The sequence below is a fragment of the Streptomyces sp. DSM 116795 genome (assembly GCF_055792905.1).
This window is the reverse complement of record NZ_CM147707.1, coordinates 5,143,220-5,160,603: the sequence shown is the minus strand read 5'-3', so window position 1 is coordinate 5,160,603 and position 17,384 is coordinate 5,143,220. Positions and strand designations below refer to the sequence as shown.

The window sequence follows — 17,384 nt, the reverse complement described above, 5'->3', positions numbered from 1 at the left end:
TCCGTGACGCCGCCCGCGCAGCCCGCTCAGCCCGCTGAAAGGCACGTGCGCCCCAACATCGTGCTGTTCATGACGGACGACCACGCCGTGCCGGCCATCGGCGCCTACGGCAGCGTGATCAACCGGACCCCGGCCGTGGATCAACTCTCGGCCGGGGGAATGCGGTTCGACAACGCCTTCTGCACCAACGCGATCTGCTCACCGGCCCGCGCGACCCTGCTGACCGGCACCTACAGCCACGTCAACGGCATGACCTCGCTGGAAGGGCCGGACCACACCTTCGACGCGACGCAGCCGAGCTTCCCCGAGATGCTGCAGGCGGCCGGCTATCAGACCGCGATCATCGGCAAATGGCACCTGGGCCACGGCGGACGGAGCGATCCGCGCGGCTTCGACCACTGGGAGATCCTGCCGGAGCACGGCGTCTACAACGATCCGGCGTTCCTCACCGCCGACGGCGAGCGCACGTACAAGGGCTACGTCACCGACGTCATCACCGACCTGGCCCTGAACTGGCTGGACCGGCGCGACAAGGGCCGTCCCTTCGCCCTGCTCATCCAGCACAAGGCGCCCCACCGGCACTTCGAGCCCGCCGAGCGCCACCGGAATCTCTACGCGGACGAGGACGTCCCCGCTCCCCCGACCCTGCACGACGATCTGCGCGACCGCGCCACGGCCGCGCACGAGGCCCGGCTGGGGATGGCCGACCTGGTGCCGGAGGACCTCAAGGAGCCCGTGCCGGAAGGGCTTTCGGAACGCGAGGAGCGCGAGTGGCGGTATCAGCGGTACATCAAGGAGTATCTGCGGGTCGTCGCTGCGCTGGACGAGAACGTCGGCCGTGTCCTGCACTTCCTCGGCGTCTCCGGGCTCGCGGAGGACACCGCCGTCGCCTACACCTCCGACCACGGCTTCTTCCTCGGTGAACACGGCTGGTTCGACAAGCGGTTCATGTACGAACCTTCCATGCGCATTCCGCTGGTGCTGCGCTGGCCGGGCGTCGTCGCGCCCGGCTCGGTGAACGAAGACCTGGTGGCGAACGTGGACTTCGCACCGACGCTGCTGGACATCGCCGGAGTCACACCGCCCGAGCGCATGCAGGGCCGCAGCCTCCTGCCGCTGCTGCGCGGTGAGACGCCCGGCGACTGGCGCACGGGGGTCTACTACCGCTACTACATGCACCTCGACCACGACCACAACGTGCAGGCCTGCTACGGCATCCGCACCCGCACCCACAAGCTGATCCGCTACCCCGGTCACGGCTCAGGCGCCTCCGGTGCGAGTGCGCAGCGGCGCGAGCCGGAGTGGGAGCTCTTCGACCTCGTACGAGATCCGGACGAGCTGCACAACCGCTACGGCGACCCCGAATACGCCGCCGTCGCGGAGGAGTTGGCCGGGCAGCTCGCGAGCCTTCAGAAGAGCTGCGGGGACACGCCCGAGGGTGCGCTGCCATGAGTCCGGGATCACGGCGGGCGTGCTGCGGGCCGAACCGCCCCGCCACAACGACGGCCGGCGCGGCCGGCGCCGCCGCCGGGGCCCCCGACGCCGGAGCCGGTCGCGGAGCCCGTACAGCCCCGGCGCCGCCCGCACCGCACGGCGGCTGGTGCGAACTGCCCGGCGGCGCCTTCCTGATGGGCTGCGACGACTCCCCGTACCCGGCGGACGGCGAGGGCCCCGTACGCGAGGTGACGCTCGCGCCGCTGCGGCTGGCGGCGACCGCCGTCACCGCAGCCGAGTTCGCGGACTTCGCCGCGGCGACCGGCCACCGCACCGACGCCGAACGCTTCGGCTGGTCCTTCGTCTTCGGAGGCTTCCTGCCGGACGGCTTCCCGCCCACCCGCGCGGCGGCCGCGGCGCCCTGGTGGCGTCAGGTGTACGGGGCGGACTGGCGGCACCCGGAGGGCCCGCAGTCGGACCTGGACGGCCGCGAGAACCACCCCGTGGTGCACGTTTCGCACAACGACGCGCTGGCGTACTGCACTTGGGCCGGTACGCGGCTGCCCACCGAGGCCGAATGGGAGTACGGGGCGCGCGGCGGGCTGAGCGGTGCGCCGTACCCGTGGGGCGAGGAGCGGGACCCGTCGGGCACGTACCGGATGAACATCTGGCGCGGCTCCTTCCCCGACCGCAACACCGCCGACGACGGCTACGCCGGCACGTGCCCCGTGGACGCGTTCCCGCCGAACGGTTACGGCCTGTTCAACATGACGGGCAACGTCTGGGAGTGGACAGCCGACACCTTCGACTCCGCCCCGGGCCCCGGCTCCGGGTCCGGCTTCGCCCCTGGCTCCGACCCCCGGGCGCTGCGCGGCGGTTCGCACCTGTGCCACGAGTCGTACTGCCGGCGCTACCGCACCTCGGCGCGCATGGCGAACACCCCCGACTCCTCGTCCGGCAACACCGGTTTCCGGGTCGCTCTGTGACGCCGCGGAGGGCCGCGAACTGCTCAGCGCCGACCTCTTGTATGCGCTTCCTGTAAGCGCATACAGTCTCGGCGCACCAACCCCACTCCCGGACCGCACGGCCGTCGGCCCTCAGGCCCTCACCTCACGGAGCCAGTCATGACGTCACATCCGGCAGACATGCGCCGCCGCTCCGTACTCGGCGGCGCCGGGGCGATCGCCGTCGGCGCGGCAGGCGGCACCGGCCCGCTCGCCGGCCCCGCGTACGCGGCCACCCCGGCAGCCCCGGCCGGCGCGCCGCACCGGCAGGCGGGCCCCTCCGTGTCGTACGACCGCAAGCGGCTGCTGATCGACGGCGAGCCCGTGCTCGTACTGGCGGGCGAGATCCACTACTTCCGCCTCAAGCGCTCCGACTGGCAGTCCCGCCTGGACATGGCCAAGGAGGCCGGGCTCAACACCATCGCTACGTACATCCCCTGGATGTGGCACGAGACCGCGGACGGCTCCATCGACGTCACGGGGAAGACCCGCGGGGAGCGTGACCTGGGCGCGTTCCTGGACCTGTGCATCGACAACGGCTTCCATGTCATCGCCCGCCCCGGCCCGTTCACGATGGCCGAACTCAAGGGCGAGGGCGTCCCGCACCGCGTGCGCGAGGAGCACCCCGAGATCGTGCCGAAGGGCTGGGACGGACAGAAGGACACCGCACAGACGGTCGACTATCTCGCGCCCGCCTACCTCAAGGAGGTGCGGCGCTGGTACGACGCCGTGATCCCGGTGATCGCCAAGCGCAAGCACCGCAAGGGCAGGCACGGCGTCATCGCCTGCCAGCTCGACAACGAGATCGGCATGCTGCCGTGGGTCAGCAACCACCCCGCGCTCACGGACGGCACCCTCAAGGCGTTCAACTCCTGGCTGGACGAGGCCTACGGCGAGGATCTCGGCGAGCGCTATCCCTTCGCGGACAAGCCCGCCGACGAGCGGGACGCCGCCATCCGCGCCCCGAAGGACTCGTACGCGCCGGCCCTCATGCACGACCTGGGTGCGTTCACGCGGGGCCGCTTCGCCCGTTACGTCGGCGCACTGCGCAAGTCCGCGGAGGGCAACGGGCTCAAGGGGATTCCGTTCCTCATCAACATCCACGGCACCTCGGACGGCGGCGCGAGGAAGTTCCCCATCGGCATCAGCCAGCTCATGGAGACGTGGTCGGGCGCAAGCGGGATCTTCGCCGGCTCGGACTTCTATCTCGGCGGCCTCACCGTCAAGAACGTCACGGACCTCTACCTCGTCAACGCCTTCACGGAGTCGGTCCAGGACGCCCACCAGCCGCTGAGCGCCCTGGAGTTCGACGCGGGGCACGCCGACTACGGAGACAACCTGGACAACCAGGAGGACGCCGAGAGCGGTGACCTGAAGACGCGCCTCTGCCTGGCGCAGGGCGTCAAAATGATCAACTACTACCTGTTCGCGGGCGGCTTCAACCCGAAGCTGGACGAGCCCGCCGGCGACGGCAACGACCGCATCGGCATCACCGGCGAACGCCACGGCTTCTCCGCCCCGGTCGACCCGGAGGGCCGGCGCAACCTCAGCTACGAGCCGCTGAAGGAGACGGTGCGCGCCGTCGGCGGCCTGGCCGGCGCGCTGGCCGGCATGGTGCCCGAGTACGACGACGTGGCCCTGGGATTCGTCCCCGACCACTATCTGACGGAATACCACCCGCCAGAGCGCGCGAGCGTCGACGCGATACTCGCCGACATCGAGGAGATCCGCGGCTTCGGCCCGCGCGGCGCCCTCTCCCGCGCCATGCTGCTGAACGGCTTCCGCTACGGGGCCGTGGATCTGCAGTCCGGGCACCTCGACCCGGACCGTACGCCCGTACTGGCGCTGGCGACCGGCAAGAACCTTGCGACGAAGGTGCAGCGCGAACTCGTCCGGTATCTGGAGGCGGGCGGCAGGCTGCTGCTCTCCGGCCGGGTCCCGGAGGAGGACATGGCGGGCGAGCCGAGTACGGAGCTGCGTGACGCGCTGGGCCTGCGGGTGGGCAAGACCCTCACCGACGCGGACCGTTTCTGGCTCTCGGCGACTTCGCACGGCTGGGCGGCGCCCCGTGCCGAAATCCGCGTGCCGAAGGCGCAGTTGTGCACCCCGGGCAAGGGTGCGACGGTGCTGCGCGAGGTCTCCACCGGGAAGGGCTGCGGCTTCGACGTCCCCGTCGGGAAGGGCCGTGCGGTCGTCATCACCACCGACTACCGCTGCGACCTGGACTTCTGGCGACGGGCGCTGAAGGCGCTCGGGGCCGCCCCGGCGATCACCCACAGCGCGACCGACCCCGGGCTCTTCCTGCTCACCACCCGCGCCGACGGCGGCGGCCGCCTCCTGCACGCCCTCAACGTGACGTCCGGGCTGGACCAGGAGTTCACCGTCTCCGAGCGGGGCCGTGCGCTCTTCGGCGGCGAGAAGCTGCGCGTCCCCGGGCGCAGCGGGGCGATGCTGCCGCTCGGCCTGGAGGCGGGCGGTGGGCGCATCGCGTACGCCACCGCCGAGATCACCGGCATCGGGAAGGGCAGCGTGAGCTTCCGCGCGGTGGGCGGCACGGACTCCGTCGTCGCCGTCGACGGCGGAGCCAGGTGCCAGGGCGCGAAGTCCTCGCGTGAGGACGGCCGTACGGTTCTGCGCGTCCGGCGGCCGGAGTTCACGGTCACGCTGGGCTGAGGCCCGTCCCGTCCCCGGGCCCGCGTCCGGGTGACCCGGCCCCGCCCAGCGGCGTGGCAGCCTCCCGCGCCGTGGCGCCTTCTTCAGGGTGTTCCAGCATGGACCGCACCTCTTGGGGAACCGGTGCTGCGACCGGAAAGGTTCACCGGCTCGCGACGCCCGGCACGGCACCTCGCTACGTTGTCGGAGTCGCCCGAGTACGCCCAGTACGAGGACGATCCTCCGCCTTGCGATGCGTCCCCTCGGCCCTTGCGGGCCTGGGGAGACCCCATGCACCGGACGCCGCGAGCTTCCCGGCAAACCTTCCCGGCCACAGCACCCGGCGCCGCGGGATTCGGGCGGGGAGGCCGGCCGGTGGGCACCGCGGCTGAGGACGAGGCGGTACGGAACGAGCCGGAGGCACGGCCGCCGGCGGCGAGCCGGCGGCTCACTCTCGGGAAGAGGCTGCTGGGGTATCTCGGCACCACCGATCACAAGGTGATCGGCAACATGTATCTCGCCACGTCGTTCGCGTTCTTCCTCGCGGCAGGTCTGATGGCGATGGTGATGCGGGCCGAACTGGCCCGCCCCGGGCTGCAGATGATCTCGGCGCAGCAGTACAACGAGCTGTTCACCACGCACGGCACGATCATGATGCTGCTGTTCGCGACGCCGACGTTCACCGGATTCGCCAACGTCGTCATGCCGCTGCAGATCGGCGCGCCGGACGTCGCCTTCCCCCGGCTGAACGCGTTCACGTACTGGGTGTTCCTGTTCGGCGGGCTGATGGTCCTCAGCGGCTTCCTCACCCCGGAGGGCTCCGCGTCCTTCGGCTGGTTCGCCTACGCGCCGCTCAACAGCGCGACGTTCTCGCCCGGTTCGGGCGGCGATCTGTGGACGATGGGCCTCGCCGTGGCGGGCCTGAGCACGATCCTCGGCTCCGTCAACTTCATCACCACCATCGTCTGCCTGCGCGCTCCCGGTATGACCGTCTTCCGGATGCCGCTGTTCACCTGGAACGTGCTGTTCACCTCGATCCTGGCGCTGCTCGCCTTCCCGGTGCTGACGGCGGCCCTGCTGGCGCTGGAGGCGGACCGGAAGTTCGGCGCCCACATCTTCGACGCCGCCAACGGCGGCGCGATTCTCTGGCAGCACCTGTTCTGGTTCTTCGGGCATCCGGAGGTCTACATCGTGGCGCTGCCGTTCTTCGGCGTCATCACGGAGATCATCCCCGTCTTCAGCCGGAAGCCGATCTTCGGATACATCGGCCTGGTCGCCGCTACCTGCGCCATCACGGGCCTGTCGGCGGTCGTCTGGGCCCACCACATGTTCGCGACGGGCGCGGTGCTGCTGCCCTTCTTCGCGCTGATGTCGTTCCTCATCGCGGTACCCACGGGCGTGAAGTTCTTCAACTGGATCGGGACGATGCGGAAGGGATCGCTGTCGTTCGAGACGCCGATGCTGTGGGCCGTCGGCTTCCTCGTGACGTTCCTGCTCGGCGGCATGACGGGAGTTCTCATCGCCTCGCCGCCGCTGGACTTCCATCTCACCGACAGCTATTTCATCGTCGCGCACCTGCACTACGTGCTGTTCGGCACGATCGTCTTCGCGACCTTCGGCGGCTTCTACTTCTGGTGGCCGAAGATGACGGGGAAGATGCTCGACGAGCGCCTCGGGAAGATCCACTTCTGGACGCTCTTCACCGGCTTCCAGGGCACGTTCCTCGTACAGCACTGGCTCGGCGAGGAGGGGATGCCCCGCCGCTACGCCGACTATCTGGCCGCCGACGGCTTCACCGTCCTCAACACCCTCTCGTCCGCCTCCTCCTTCCTCCTCGGCCTGTCCACGCTGCCGTTCCTCTACAACGTGTGGCGGACGTCCAGGCATGGAAAGCGCGTCACGCAGGACGACCCCTGGGGCTGGGGCCGCTCCCTGGAATGGGCGACGTCCTGCCCGCCGCCGCGGCACAACTTCGAGGCGCTGCCGCGCATCCGCTCCGAGTCGCCCGCGTTCGACCTGCACCACCCGGAGATCCGATGAAGACCGAGGCGCTCCTCTTCACCGGCGTGGCCACCTTCTTCGCCGTCGTCTCCGCCTGCTATGTGCCCTTCTCCCGGGACACGGCGGGGAACACCGCGCTGCTCGTCTCCTTCCTGATGTCCGCGCTCATCGCCTTCTTCCTGTGGATCCAGTACCTGCGGCACGGCTCGCGCGCGCAGGACCGTACGGGCGCGGACGTGCGCGAGGGCGCCGGTCCCGTCGCGTTCTTCCCGCCGCGCAGCTACTACCCCGTCCTCACCGCCCTCGGCACGGCAGTCGCCGGGTTCGGCGTGATCTACGGAATGTGGCTCTTCCTCATCGGGATCGGGATCGTCGCGCCCGGCGTCGCCGGCTTCGTCTTCCAGCACAACGACCGCTGAACGCTTCGCAGCAGCAGGAGAGAGGAGGACGGCGCATGCTCCCGCAGCGGAGGAGAACGAGCCCCGGCGTCAGGACCGGCCGGGCCGCGAAGAGCGGCTTCAAGTACCTCGACGACCGGCTGCCGGCCGCCGAGGGCGGCTCGTACGTGCGCAAGGTGTTCCCGGACCACTGGTCGTTCCTGCTCGGTGAACTGGCGCTCTACAGCCTCGTTCTGCTCATCCTGACGGGCATCTTCCTCACCTTCTTCTTCCATCCCGGCGAGCTGGAGGTCCGCTACACCGGCTCGTACGAGCCGATGCGGGGCCAACTGGTCTCCGAGGCCTACGACTCCACGCTGCGCATCAGCTTCGACGTGCGCGGCGGGCTGCTGATCCGTCAGGTGCACCACTGGGCGGCGCTGGTGTTCGTCACCGCGATCGGCGTGCACATGATGCGGGTCTTCTTCACGGGCGCCTTCCGCAAGCCGCGCGAGATCAACTGGGTCGTCGGCGTCACTCTGTTCGTGCTGGCGATCGCCGAGGGATTCTGCGGCTACTCGCTCCCCGACGATCTGCTGTCCGGCACCGGACTGCGGGTCGTGCAGAGCCTGCTGCTCTCGATCCCCGTCATCGGCACGTATCTGAGCCTCTTCCTCTTCGGCGGCGAGTACCCAGGTACGGAGATCATCCCGCGCCTCTACACGGTGCACATCCTCCTCATCCCGGCGCTCCTCGTCGGCCTGGTCGTGCTCCACCTGATCCTCGTCGTGTACCTGAAGCACACGCAGTGGGGCGGACCCGGCAGGACGGACAAGAACGTCGTGGGACAGCCGATGTTCCCCCAGTTCACGGCCAAGTCCACCGGACTGCAGCTGATGCTCTTCGGCCTGATGACCGTGCTCGGCGGCGTGGCGCAGATCAACCCGGTCTGGGCCTACGGCCCTTACCGCACCGACCAGGTCAGCACCGGCTCGCAGCCCGACTGGTACGTGGGCTTCCTCGAAGGCTCGCTGCGTCTGATGCCGCCGTTCGAGACGACGGTGTGGGGCCACACCTTCATGTGGAACATCCTGGTCCCCACGGTGATCCTCCCCGGCCTGCTCTTCACCGGCATCTACCTCTATCCGTTCCTGGAGAGGTGGCTGACCGGCGACGACCGCGAGCACCACCTGTGCGACCGGCCGCGCGAGAGGCCCGCCCGTACGGCCACGGGGGTCGCCGGCATCACCTTCTACGCCGTGCTGCTGCTGGCCGGGGGCAACGATGTGATCGCGACGCTCTTCCAGGTCTCCCTCAACGGGCTCACCTGGACCTTCCGGGTGGCGCTCGTGCTGGCGCCGGTCGTCGCGTTCATGGTCACGCGGCGGCTGTGCGTGGCGCTGCGCGCCCACGAGCTCGAACGTCTCCGCGAGGGCGCCGAAACGGGCGAGGTACGGCAGACCATCGAGGGCGGCATGGAGCCCGGGCACCGTCCCCTGCCGGCCGGCGAGCGCTACACGCTGCTGATGCGCGAAGCGCCCCGCCCTCTGGAACCGGCACCGGGGCGCGACGCGGACGGGCAGCGGGCCGGGCGCGTGCAGCGGCTGCGCACGGCCCTGAGCCGCTGGTACTTCTCCGACCGCGTCGGGTGAAGCCCCGCATCGCCCCCTCCCGTCACCCGCTCCGTCACCCGCTGCGGGCGCCCGCAGCGTCCGGCCGTTCCAGCACGTGCAGCGTGAAGTCCGGGTCGCGGCAGTCGGTCTGCAGCGTCAGGCCGGGGATCGCGCTGAGTACGGGCGCGAGGGTGCGGCCCGTGCGGTGGTGCTCGGGAGCGGGGTGATTCCCGTGCACGGTGACGAGGGTGCCGCCCGGTTCGAGGGCTTCGGCCGTCCGGTGCAGCACCTCGCGCAGCGTCCGGTCGTCGAAGTAGTAGAGGAGCTCGGAGAGCACGATCAGCTCGAAGCGTCCCTCGGGCCACTCGTCGGGGATCGCCAGCTGCCGCACCAGTACGTTCGGCAGGTGGCGGGTGCGGTCGGCGGTGAGCTCGGCGGCGGCGGCCACCCGGTCGGTGGCCAGAAGGGTGCCGCAGCGCTCGGCCAGCGCGGCGGTGAGGAGGCCGACGGAGCAGCCGGGTTCGAACGCGGTGCGGTAGTGGCGCCGGGTGAGCGCGGCGAGGGTGTGGTCGTACTTGCGCTGCACATACCACTGCCCGGTGAGGCCCCACGGGTCGGCCGAGTCGCTGTAGAGCTGCTCGAAGTATGCGCTGGGAGTGTTCATCGCAGGACCACCTCGCGTGCTCAGCCGGATCCTCCCCCCGGCAGACGCACGGCGGGTTCTCCCCAGAGCTTCGCATCATGTGACGAAAGGTGCATCTCCGCCGGTGGGCCGGTGGGCCAGTGGACCACGGTGCGCCGCCGGGTGTCGGGCCCGTCCAGTCAGGAGGCCGCCCTTGTGCTTGCGTACCGGTCGCTCAGGGCGCGGATGAGCTGCTGCCGGTTCATCCGGGAGCGGCCCTGGACGTCCTCGTCCGTGGCGCGCTCGTACAGGTCCCGCTTGCTCAGATCGGACAGCCGGCGGGTGCCGTCACGGCTGCCGGAGCGCGGTCCGGACCGGGACGGGGCCCCGGATGGCGTCCGGGACTCCTTCCGCGAGCCTTCCCGCTCGACGCTGCGCCGCAGAGCGTCCTCCAGGTCGACCACGTTGGTGGGTTCGGGGGGCTCCTCCCCCCGGGCGGTCTCCTTGCCGTCGCGCTTGGCCTCGACGAGCTGCCGCACCTTCTTCTCGTAGGTGTCCTCGAAGTCCTCGGGACGCCACGTGGTCGTCATCGCGTCGATGAGCTGCCGCGCGCTCTCCAGCTCCTTGCCGCCGGCCTGCTCGCGCCCGGGCAGCCGGGGGATCTCCCGGCGCGGATCGCGGATCTCGTCGGCCCAGTGCAGGGTGTGCAGCTCGAGTACGTCGTCCTGGGCGCGCAGCGCGACCAGGTACTCACGGGCGTGCATCACGAAGGTCGCCACACCCGCCTTGCGGGACTCGGCCAGTGCGGTGCGCAGCAGCCGGTAGACCCTGGCGTACTCCTCGCTCCTGGGCGCCAGGTAGTAGGTGCCGCTGAAGAACGCGGGCTCCACCTCGTCCAGTGCGACGAACCCGCTCACCTCGATGACCTGCGACCTGCCCGGCGCGATCTCGTCCAGCTCCTCCGGCTCGACGACGACGTGCTCCCCGTCGCCCGCGTCGTAGCCCTTGACGACGTCGTCGTAATCGACGCGCTTGCCGGTGCGCTCGTTGACGCGCCGGTTGCGCACCCGGTCGCCTGTGCCGCGCTGCAGCTGGTGGAAGTGGACGGCATGGTCCTGGACGGCCGCGAAGAGCTGCACGGGGACGGTCACCAGTCCGAAGGTGATCACTCCGCTCCATATCGGGCGGGCCAATGTCCTCGCCCTCCTCTCCTGCCGGGACCGCTCCAGCGGCGGGTATCCGCGTCACCGCGGTTCACGCCCCGCCCCTGGGCCCGGTGACGCCCCGCCCGCGCGCGCTCAGTGGTGGAAGGCCGTGGCGACAGCCTCGGGGCGTCCCAACGGGCCGCTCTGGCTGCGCAGTTCGGGCAGCAGCGCCGACAGATCGTCCATGAACAGATCTGCGAGGTCCGCCGTGAAGCCGTTCCGGCACACGATCCGCAGTACGGACAGATCCTGGCGGTTCGGCGGGAAGGTGTACGCGGGCACCAGCCAGCCCCGTTCGCGCAGCCGCCGTGAGACGTCGTAGACGTCGTAGCCGGTCGCGTCCGGCGCGGTCGTGAACGCGAAGACGGGCAGCTGGTCACCGTGAGTCAGCAGCCGGAAGTCCTCCGTGTCCCCGATCCGCGCGGCCAGCGACCGGGCCACCTCGCGCGCCGTCTGCTGCACGGCGCGGAAGCCGCGGCGGCCCAGCCGCAGGAAGGTGTAGTACTGCGCGGCGACCTGTGCGCCGGGGCGGGAGAAGTTCAGCGCGAAGGTCGGCATGTCGCCGCCGAGGTAGTTCACGCGGAAGACGAGTTCCTCCGGCAGCGTCTCGGGCGAGCGCCACAGTGCCCAGCCGACGCCGGGGTAGACCAGGCCGTACTTGTGGCCGGAGGTGTTGACCGAGGCGACGCGCGGCAGCCGGAAGTCCCACACCAGGTCCTCGTCGAGGAAGGGCGCGATCATCGCGCCGGACGCGCCGTCCACGTGCACGGGTACGTCGAGTCCCGTCCGCTCCTGGAGGGCGTCGAGCTCCGCGCACACCTCGGCGACCGGCTCGTACGACCCGTCGAAGGTGGAGCCGAGCACGGTCACGACGCCGATGGTGTTCTCGTCGCACAGCTCCGCGGCCGCCTGCGGATCGAGGTGGAAGCGCTCGCCCTCCAGGGGGACCTGGCGGGCCTCGACCTCCCAGAAGTTGCAGAACTTCTCCCAGCACACCTGGACGTTGGCGCCCATCACCAGATTGGGCCGTGCCGCCGCGGGACGGCGCTCGCCCACCCGGCGGGCCCAGCGGCGCTTGAGGGCCATGCCGGCGAGCATGCACGCCTCGCTGGATCCGGTCGTGGAGCATCCGACCGCCGAGGAGGGGTCCGGGGCGTTCCACAGATCGGCGAGCATCGCGACACAGCGCCGCTCCAGTTCGGCGGTGCGCGGATACTCGTCCTTGTCGATCATGTTCTTGTCCCGGCACAGGGCCATGATCTCGTCCGCCTGCGGCTCCATCCACGTCGTGACGAAGGTCGCGAGGTTCAGGCGGGAGTTGCCGTCCAGCATCAGCTCGTCGTGCACGAGCTGACGGGCCGCGTCGGGCGCCATGGGACCGTCGGCGAGCCGGTGGCTCGGCGGCTCCGTGGTCATTCCGCTGACGGGGTCGGCCTCGCCGTAGAAGGGATTGACGGACACCGCTCCCGGGTCCTCACGGGGGCGGTCCCTGGGGCCGGTGTCGGTGTCGGTGCCCGTGTCGGGCCGGCCCTTGTGCAGCGACATCTGTCAGTGCCTCCCGGGCGGCGGTAGCAACCCCCCTCTGCCGCGAACCTACGGGCCCCCGGGCCGTCCGGCCTCCCGGGCTGCGCCGGTCGGGCCCCGTGCTCACGGCTTGACGGCCAGCCCGGCCCAGAGCCCGACCTCGGCGTCCGCGACGTCCCGCGAACTGCCGATGCACGCATCCGTCTGCCGGTGCGGGTGCCAGCGGTGCGGTACCTCGATGCCCGGATCGACGAGTTCGAGGCCGTCGAAGAAGCGGGCGAACTCCTCCCTGCCGCGCGTCTGCGCCCGCGCCACGGTGTCCGTGTAGACACGCCCGGCCCTGTCCATCGCCTCGGGCGCGAACTCGCCCGTGCCGTGGGTCAGGACGAGCGCCGATCCGGACGGCAGCGCGTCGACGAACCGCCGCACGATGCCGTACGCACCGTCCTCGTCGAGCACGAAGTGCAGCAGCGCCAGCACGCTCAGCGCGACGGGACGGCCCGCGTCCAGCGTCCGCGTCAGCTCCGGCGCCAGGAGGACGGAGTCCGGCTCGGTGAAGTCGGCGTGCACATAGGCCGTACGCCCTTCCGGCGTGCTGTTCATCAGCGCCCGGGCGTGCGCCAGCACAAGGGGGTCGTTGTCGACGTACACGACGCGGGCGCGCGGGTTCTCGCCCTGCACGATCTGATGCAGATTCGGCTCGGTCGGTATGCCCGTACCGATGTCCAGGAACTGGTCGAGGCCCAGCTCGCGGGCGAGCATCCGGGCCGCGCGGTGCATGAAGGCCCTGTTGGTGCGGGCGGCGGTGCGCGCGCCGGGCCAGGCGGCGAGCACCCGGTCTCCGGCGTCCCGGTCCGCCTCGTAGTTGGTCTTGCCGCCCAGGTAGTAGTCGTAGACGCGAGCGATGTGCGGCCGGTCCATCTTCAGATCGCCGGGATCCCCCGGACTGCCTGAACCGGCCGTGCTCTCGTGCCCCACCAGCAGCCTCTCCTTCGCCACTGCCCCGTACGCAGCACCCGCCGCGTCCGGAAAGGCTCCCCGGCTGCCGGCCCTCTCACACCGGCGGCACCCGGCGCGTCAGTGCGTGTACGGCCGGCGCAGCGCGCACTCGGGGTTGAGGCGTACGCCGAACCCGGGAGTACCGGGAAGGGTGAGCCGCCCGCCGGAGGGCACCGGCTCGTCCAGGAGCAGCGGGCTGAACATGGGCACGACCTCGTCGGCCTCCGGCGCCATCATCAGGAACTCGGCGAAGGGGCTGTTGTGACGGGTGATCACGAAGTGGTACGAGTACACGCTCGATCCGTGCGGCACCACGAGCTTGCCGTGCGCGTCGGCGAGCGCCGCGATCTTCAGCAGCTCCGTTAGCCCGCCGCACCACCCCACGTCGGGCTGGACGATGTCCGCGCAGCCCATCTCCAGCAGCATCCGGAAGCCGAGCCGCCCCGCCTCGTGCTCCCCCGTCGAAGTGAGCATGCCCGCCGGGAGGTTGCGGCGCAGTTCCGCGTAGCCCCAGTAGTCGTCGGGCGGCAGCGCCTCCTCGATCCAGCGCACGCCGAGCCCGTCGAGGCGGTGGCCGAGGCGCGTGGCGTACGGGACGTCCATCGACATCCAGCAGTCGCAGGCGAGGAAGAAGTCGTCGCTCACCCTCTCGCGCATCGTGCGCATCACTTCGACGTTGGCGCGCAGCCCCTCCTCGCCCTCGGCGGGACCGTGCCGCAGCGGCACCTTGCCCCCGATGAAGCCCATGGCCTCGGCCAGGTCGGGTCGCGCTGTCGTGGCGTAGAAGACCTGCTCATCGCGGACAGGGCCGCCGAGCATGTCGCAGATGGGCTGCTCGCGCAGGCATCCCAGCAGGTCCCACAGGGCGAGGTCGACGCCGCTGATGGCGTTGAGCACGAGGCCCTTGCGTCCGTAGAAGAGGGTGGACCGGTACATCTGGTCCCAGATCCGCTCCAGGTCGCAGGCGCGGGCGCCCTCGACGAAGCGGGCGAGATGGTTCTCGATGATCCACGCAGCGGGGTCGCCGCCCGTGGTGACGGCGAAGCCGGTCGTGCCGTCCTCGGCCTCCGCCTCGACGACGAGCGAACCGAGCACGTCGATCCCGAAACTCCGGCGGCTGCGCCGGTATTCGGGATAGACGGACATCGGCGTGGCGATGTGGTCGTCGATCCAGTGGCCCTCGGGCTGGTCGTGGTAGTCGGCCCCGCCCTGCGCGTCGACGGTGAAGGCACGCAGGTGGCGGATGCGGGTCGCGGGGGAATTCACTGTGCGGCCTCCTTGCAGTCGGCACCGCCGTGCTGGGGGCACCTCCCGGGCCGCAGGCCCAGGGGGAGTACGAGCACCTTGCTCGCCTGGTTCTCGCCACTCGCGAGGGCGGTGAAGGCGCCGGGGGCGCCGGTGAGGGAGACGCGTCCCTCGATGAGTACGGACAGATCGAGGCCGGTCGCGGCGACCCACTCGGCGGTCCGTGCGAACTCGTCGGCGGAGTAGCAGAAACTGCCGACGAGTACGCGCTCGCCCGTGCTCAACGCGTACGCCGGGACCGACGGGCGGGGTTCGTGCATCCCGACGAGCACGATCCGCGCGCCCAGCTCCGTGATCTCCAGCGCGTTAGCCACCGTCTCCTCGGCGCCCACCGCGTCGAGGGCCAGCGTGGGCCTTCCGCCGAGCAACTCCCGTACAGCCGCGTCGAGTTCACCTGCATGCGGGTCCACGGTCGCAAAGCCCAGCCCGCCCAGCAGGGCACGGCGTCCCGCGTGCGGTTCGCTGACCACGATCCGCTCGGCACCGAGCCGCAGGGCGCCCAGCGCCGCGGCCTGCCCGATGGGACCGCCGCCGGTCACCAGGACACGGTCGCCGGCGGCGCACTCGCCCCGTACGGCGGCGTGGTGGCCGACGGCGAGCGGCTCGATCAGCGCCCCGTACTCCACGGGCATGTCGCCGGGGAGTACGACGATGTTGGCCGCGGGCACCGTCATGGTCTCGGCGAAGGCCGAACGCAGCGCCGGGTCCACTCCGATGACGCGCCGGGACGGGCAGCGCTGCTGCGCTCCCTCCCCGCAACTCCCGCATTCCCCGCAGGAGATGACGGGGTTGACCGTCACCGTCTGCCCGACGGCTGCCGCTCCGCCTGCCTCCTGCACTCCGTCGCCGAGCGCGGTCACGCGTCCGACCGTCTCGTGCCCCATGACCTGCCCGGGAAAGCGGCGGCCGTTCTCGCCGGTGAAGCCATGGAGGTCGGACCCGCAGATGCCGGTGGCGACGACCGACACCGCGACCTCCCCCGGCCCAGGACTCGGCTCCGGCAGCTCCTCGACCTCAAGCTGCCAGTTCCCTTTCATCACGAGCGCGCGCATCAGACGGACCCCACTTGATGAGTTCTCCTACATGAACTACAGTTCCTCATCCGGAATTCGACATGTGACGTGACAGCCCACGGCGCTGTCAAGAGCGAGGTAGGACACGGTGACCGGTCAGCAGGTGAGCGCGGTGAAGTCCGCGGACAGGGTGCTGGCCATCCTCGACCTCGTCGCCGACCGCGGCCCGGTCCGCTTCACCGACGTCACGTCCTGCCTCGGCCTTCCGCGCTCCAGCGCACACGGACTGCTGGCGACGCTCGCCGCCCGCAACTACCTGGAGTTCGACGAGGAGACGCGGCGCTACGGCCTCGGCCTGAGCGCCTGGCGGCTCAGCCAGGCCTACTCCGGCCACGGCGACCTCGAACGGCACGCACGCCCGCTGATGGAGGAGCTGGCCGCCGAGAGCGGCGAGACCGTCCAACTGGCGCGCCTCGAAGGCATCCACAACGTCTACATCGCCATCGCACACTCGCCCCGTCCGATGAAGCTCGTCTCGCACGTCGGCTCCCGCCTCCACGCGCACGCGACGGGCGTGGGCAAGATGCTGCTGGCCGGCCTCTCCCCCGCCGAGGCGAGGCGCCGGCTGACCGCCGAGGAGCTGCCCCGGCTGACCGGCCGCACCGTGACGGACGTCGATGCGCTGATGGACGTGCTGGAGAAGGTCCGCGAGGACGGATTCGCCGAGGACCGCGAGGAGTACGTCGAGGGCTGCCGCTGCGTGGCCGTACCGGTGCACGGCCCCGGCGGGCGGGCCGTCGCCGCGATGTCGGTGTCGATGCCCGCCTTCCGCTGCGACGACGAGCGGGCCCGCGCCCATCTGAAACTGCTGCGCGCGACAGCCGGGCGGCTCCAGCGGCTGACCGGCGGCTGACTGACCGGCGGCTGACCGGGGCAGCGGCTGCGCCGAGGCCGCGGTGGAGTCCCATTAGGGTGATTTGCCCTAATATGAGCCCTTCGTAAGGATTCCAGTGACGGATTCCAGTGACTCCTGTCAGAGATCTTCCGGAGGTGTACATGTCCGTACGCGGCCCCTCGCTCACCGAGCGGGGCCCGGGTCTGGAGGAGCGCGGCCCGGGGCCGGTGCCCGTCGCCCTCTCGGTCAACGGGACCGAGCGAAGGCTGGAGATCGAGCCCCGGGTCAGTCTTCTCGACGCGCTGCGCGAACACCTCGATCTGACGGGCCCCAAGAAGGGCTGCGACCAGGGCGCCTGCGGGGCGTGCACCGTATGGGTGGACGGACGCCGCGTCCTGGCCTGCCTCACGCTGGCGCTCTCCTGCGAGGGCAGCGAGATCACCACGATCGAGGGGCTGGCCGGCCCTGACGGCGAACTGCACCCCATGCAACGGGCGTTCATCGCCGAGGACGCCTTCCAGTGCGGCTACTGCACCCCCGGCCAGATCATGTCCGCCGTGGCGCTGACGGCCGAGGGCCGCACCGGTGACGACGACGAGATCAAGGAATGGATGAGCGGCAACCTCTGCCGCTGCGCCGCCTATCCCCACATCCGGGCCGCGGTCCGGGCCGTCCGCGACGGCACCTAGGGACCTGGCAACCCAGGGACCCAACAACCCCCCGGCCAGAGCAACCCGCAG

The 17,384-nt window shown here is 70.7% G+C and carries 14 protein-coding genes; 8 read left to right on the top strand and 6 right to left on the bottom strand.

The genetic code is table 11. The features are described from left to right. Positions 1-3 precede the first annotated feature (3 nt). The 6 genes from ACSMXX_RS22210 (at position 4) to qcrB (ending at position 9,120) form a co-directional block, all read left to right on the top strand. Positions 4-1,452, top strand: a complete 1,449-nt coding sequence (locus ACSMXX_RS22210) for a sulfatase family protein (RefSeq protein ID WP_473180453.1) — start codon at positions 4-6, stop codon at positions 1,450-1,452. After that, complete coding sequence (locus ACSMXX_RS22205; RefSeq protein ID WP_473180452.1) at positions 1,449-2,420, top strand: formylglycine-generating enzyme family protein; 972 nt, start codon at positions 1,449-1,451, stop codon at positions 2,418-2,420. Before ACSMXX_RS22210 ends, ACSMXX_RS22205 begins: the two co-directional genes overlap by 4 nt. Positions 2,421-2,558: 138 nt before the next feature. Then, positions 2,559-5,111, top strand: a complete 2,553-nt coding sequence (locus tag ACSMXX_RS22200) for a beta-galactosidase (RefSeq protein WP_473180451.1) — start codon at positions 2,559-2,561, stop codon at positions 5,109-5,111. 354 nt (positions 5,112-5,465) lie between these two features. Beyond that, positions 5,466-7,130 carry an aa3-type cytochrome oxidase subunit I gene (gene ctaD / locus ACSMXX_RS22195; RefSeq protein WP_473180450.1) on the top strand — a complete coding sequence of 555 codons (1,665 nt, stop codon included), beginning with the start codon at positions 5,466-5,468 and terminating at the stop codon, positions 7,128-7,130. Continuing rightward, the gene (gene ctaF / locus ACSMXX_RS22190; protein ID WP_473180449.1) at positions 7,127-7,510 is read left to right on the top strand and encodes an aa3-type cytochrome oxidase subunit IV; all 384 of its coding nucleotides are present in this window, start codon (positions 7,127-7,129) and stop codon (positions 7,508-7,510) included. The genes ctaD and ctaF overlap by 4 nt, the downstream gene beginning before the upstream one ends. A gap of 35 nt (positions 7,511-7,545) precedes the next feature. Then, complete coding sequence (gene qcrB / locus ACSMXX_RS22185; protein WP_473180448.1) at positions 7,546-9,120, top strand: cytochrome bc1 complex cytochrome b subunit; 1,575 nt, start codon at positions 7,546-7,548, stop codon at positions 9,118-9,120. 34 nt (positions 9,121-9,154) lie between these two features. Here the strand turns inward: qcrB and ACSMXX_RS22180 are convergent, their stop codons facing one another. The 6 genes from ACSMXX_RS22180 to ACSMXX_RS22155 all read right to left on the bottom strand — a co-directional run bounded on the left by ACSMXX_RS22180 (position 9,155) and on the right by ACSMXX_RS22155 (position 15,788). Further along, positions 9,155-9,745: a class I SAM-dependent DNA methyltransferase gene (locus ACSMXX_RS22180; protein ID WP_473180447.1), complete on the bottom strand. Its 591-nt coding sequence runs from the start codon at positions 9,743-9,745 to the stop codon at positions 9,155-9,157. A gap of 158 nt (positions 9,746-9,903) precedes the next feature. Further along, positions 9,904-10,896 carry a non-homologous end joining protein Ku gene (ku, locus tag ACSMXX_RS22175; RefSeq protein WP_473180446.1) on the bottom strand — a complete coding sequence of 331 codons (993 nt, stop codon included), beginning with the start codon at positions 10,894-10,896 and terminating at the stop codon, positions 9,904-9,906. 105 nt (positions 10,897-11,001) lie between these two features. Continuing rightward, a complete protein-coding gene (gad, locus tag ACSMXX_RS22170) occupies positions 11,002-12,453 on the bottom strand; it encodes a glutamate decarboxylase (protein ID WP_473180445.1) in 1,452 nt (483 codons plus the stop codon). A gap of 102 nt (positions 12,454-12,555) precedes the next feature. Further along, a complete protein-coding gene (locus ACSMXX_RS22165) occupies positions 12,556-13,353 on the bottom strand; it encodes an SAM-dependent methyltransferase (RefSeq protein WP_473184908.1) in 798 nt (265 codons plus the stop codon). 156 nt (positions 13,354-13,509) lie between these two features. Next, on the bottom strand, positions 13,510-14,697 hold the full coding sequence (rhmD, locus tag ACSMXX_RS22160; protein WP_473180444.1) for an L-rhamnonate dehydratase: 1,188 nt from the start codon (positions 14,695-14,697) through the stop codon (positions 13,510-13,512). Then, positions 14,694-15,788: a zinc-dependent alcohol dehydrogenase gene (locus ACSMXX_RS22155; protein WP_473180443.1), complete on the bottom strand. Its 1,095-nt coding sequence runs from the start codon at positions 15,786-15,788 to the stop codon at positions 14,694-14,696. Before ACSMXX_RS22155 ends, rhmD begins: the two co-directional genes overlap by 4 nt. 109 nt (positions 15,789-15,897) lie before the next feature. Between ACSMXX_RS22155 and ACSMXX_RS22150 the strand changes: the two genes are divergently transcribed. Further along, a complete protein-coding gene (locus tag ACSMXX_RS22150) occupies positions 15,898-16,662 on the top strand; it encodes an IclR family transcriptional regulator (protein WP_473180442.1) in 765 nt (254 codons plus the stop codon). 143 nt (positions 16,663-16,805) lie between these two features. After that, positions 16,806-17,333: a (2Fe-2S)-binding protein gene (locus tag ACSMXX_RS22145; RefSeq protein WP_473180441.1), complete on the top strand. Its 528-nt coding sequence runs from the start codon at positions 16,806-16,808 to the stop codon at positions 17,331-17,333. The last annotated feature ends 51 nt before the right edge of the window (positions 17,334-17,384 follow it).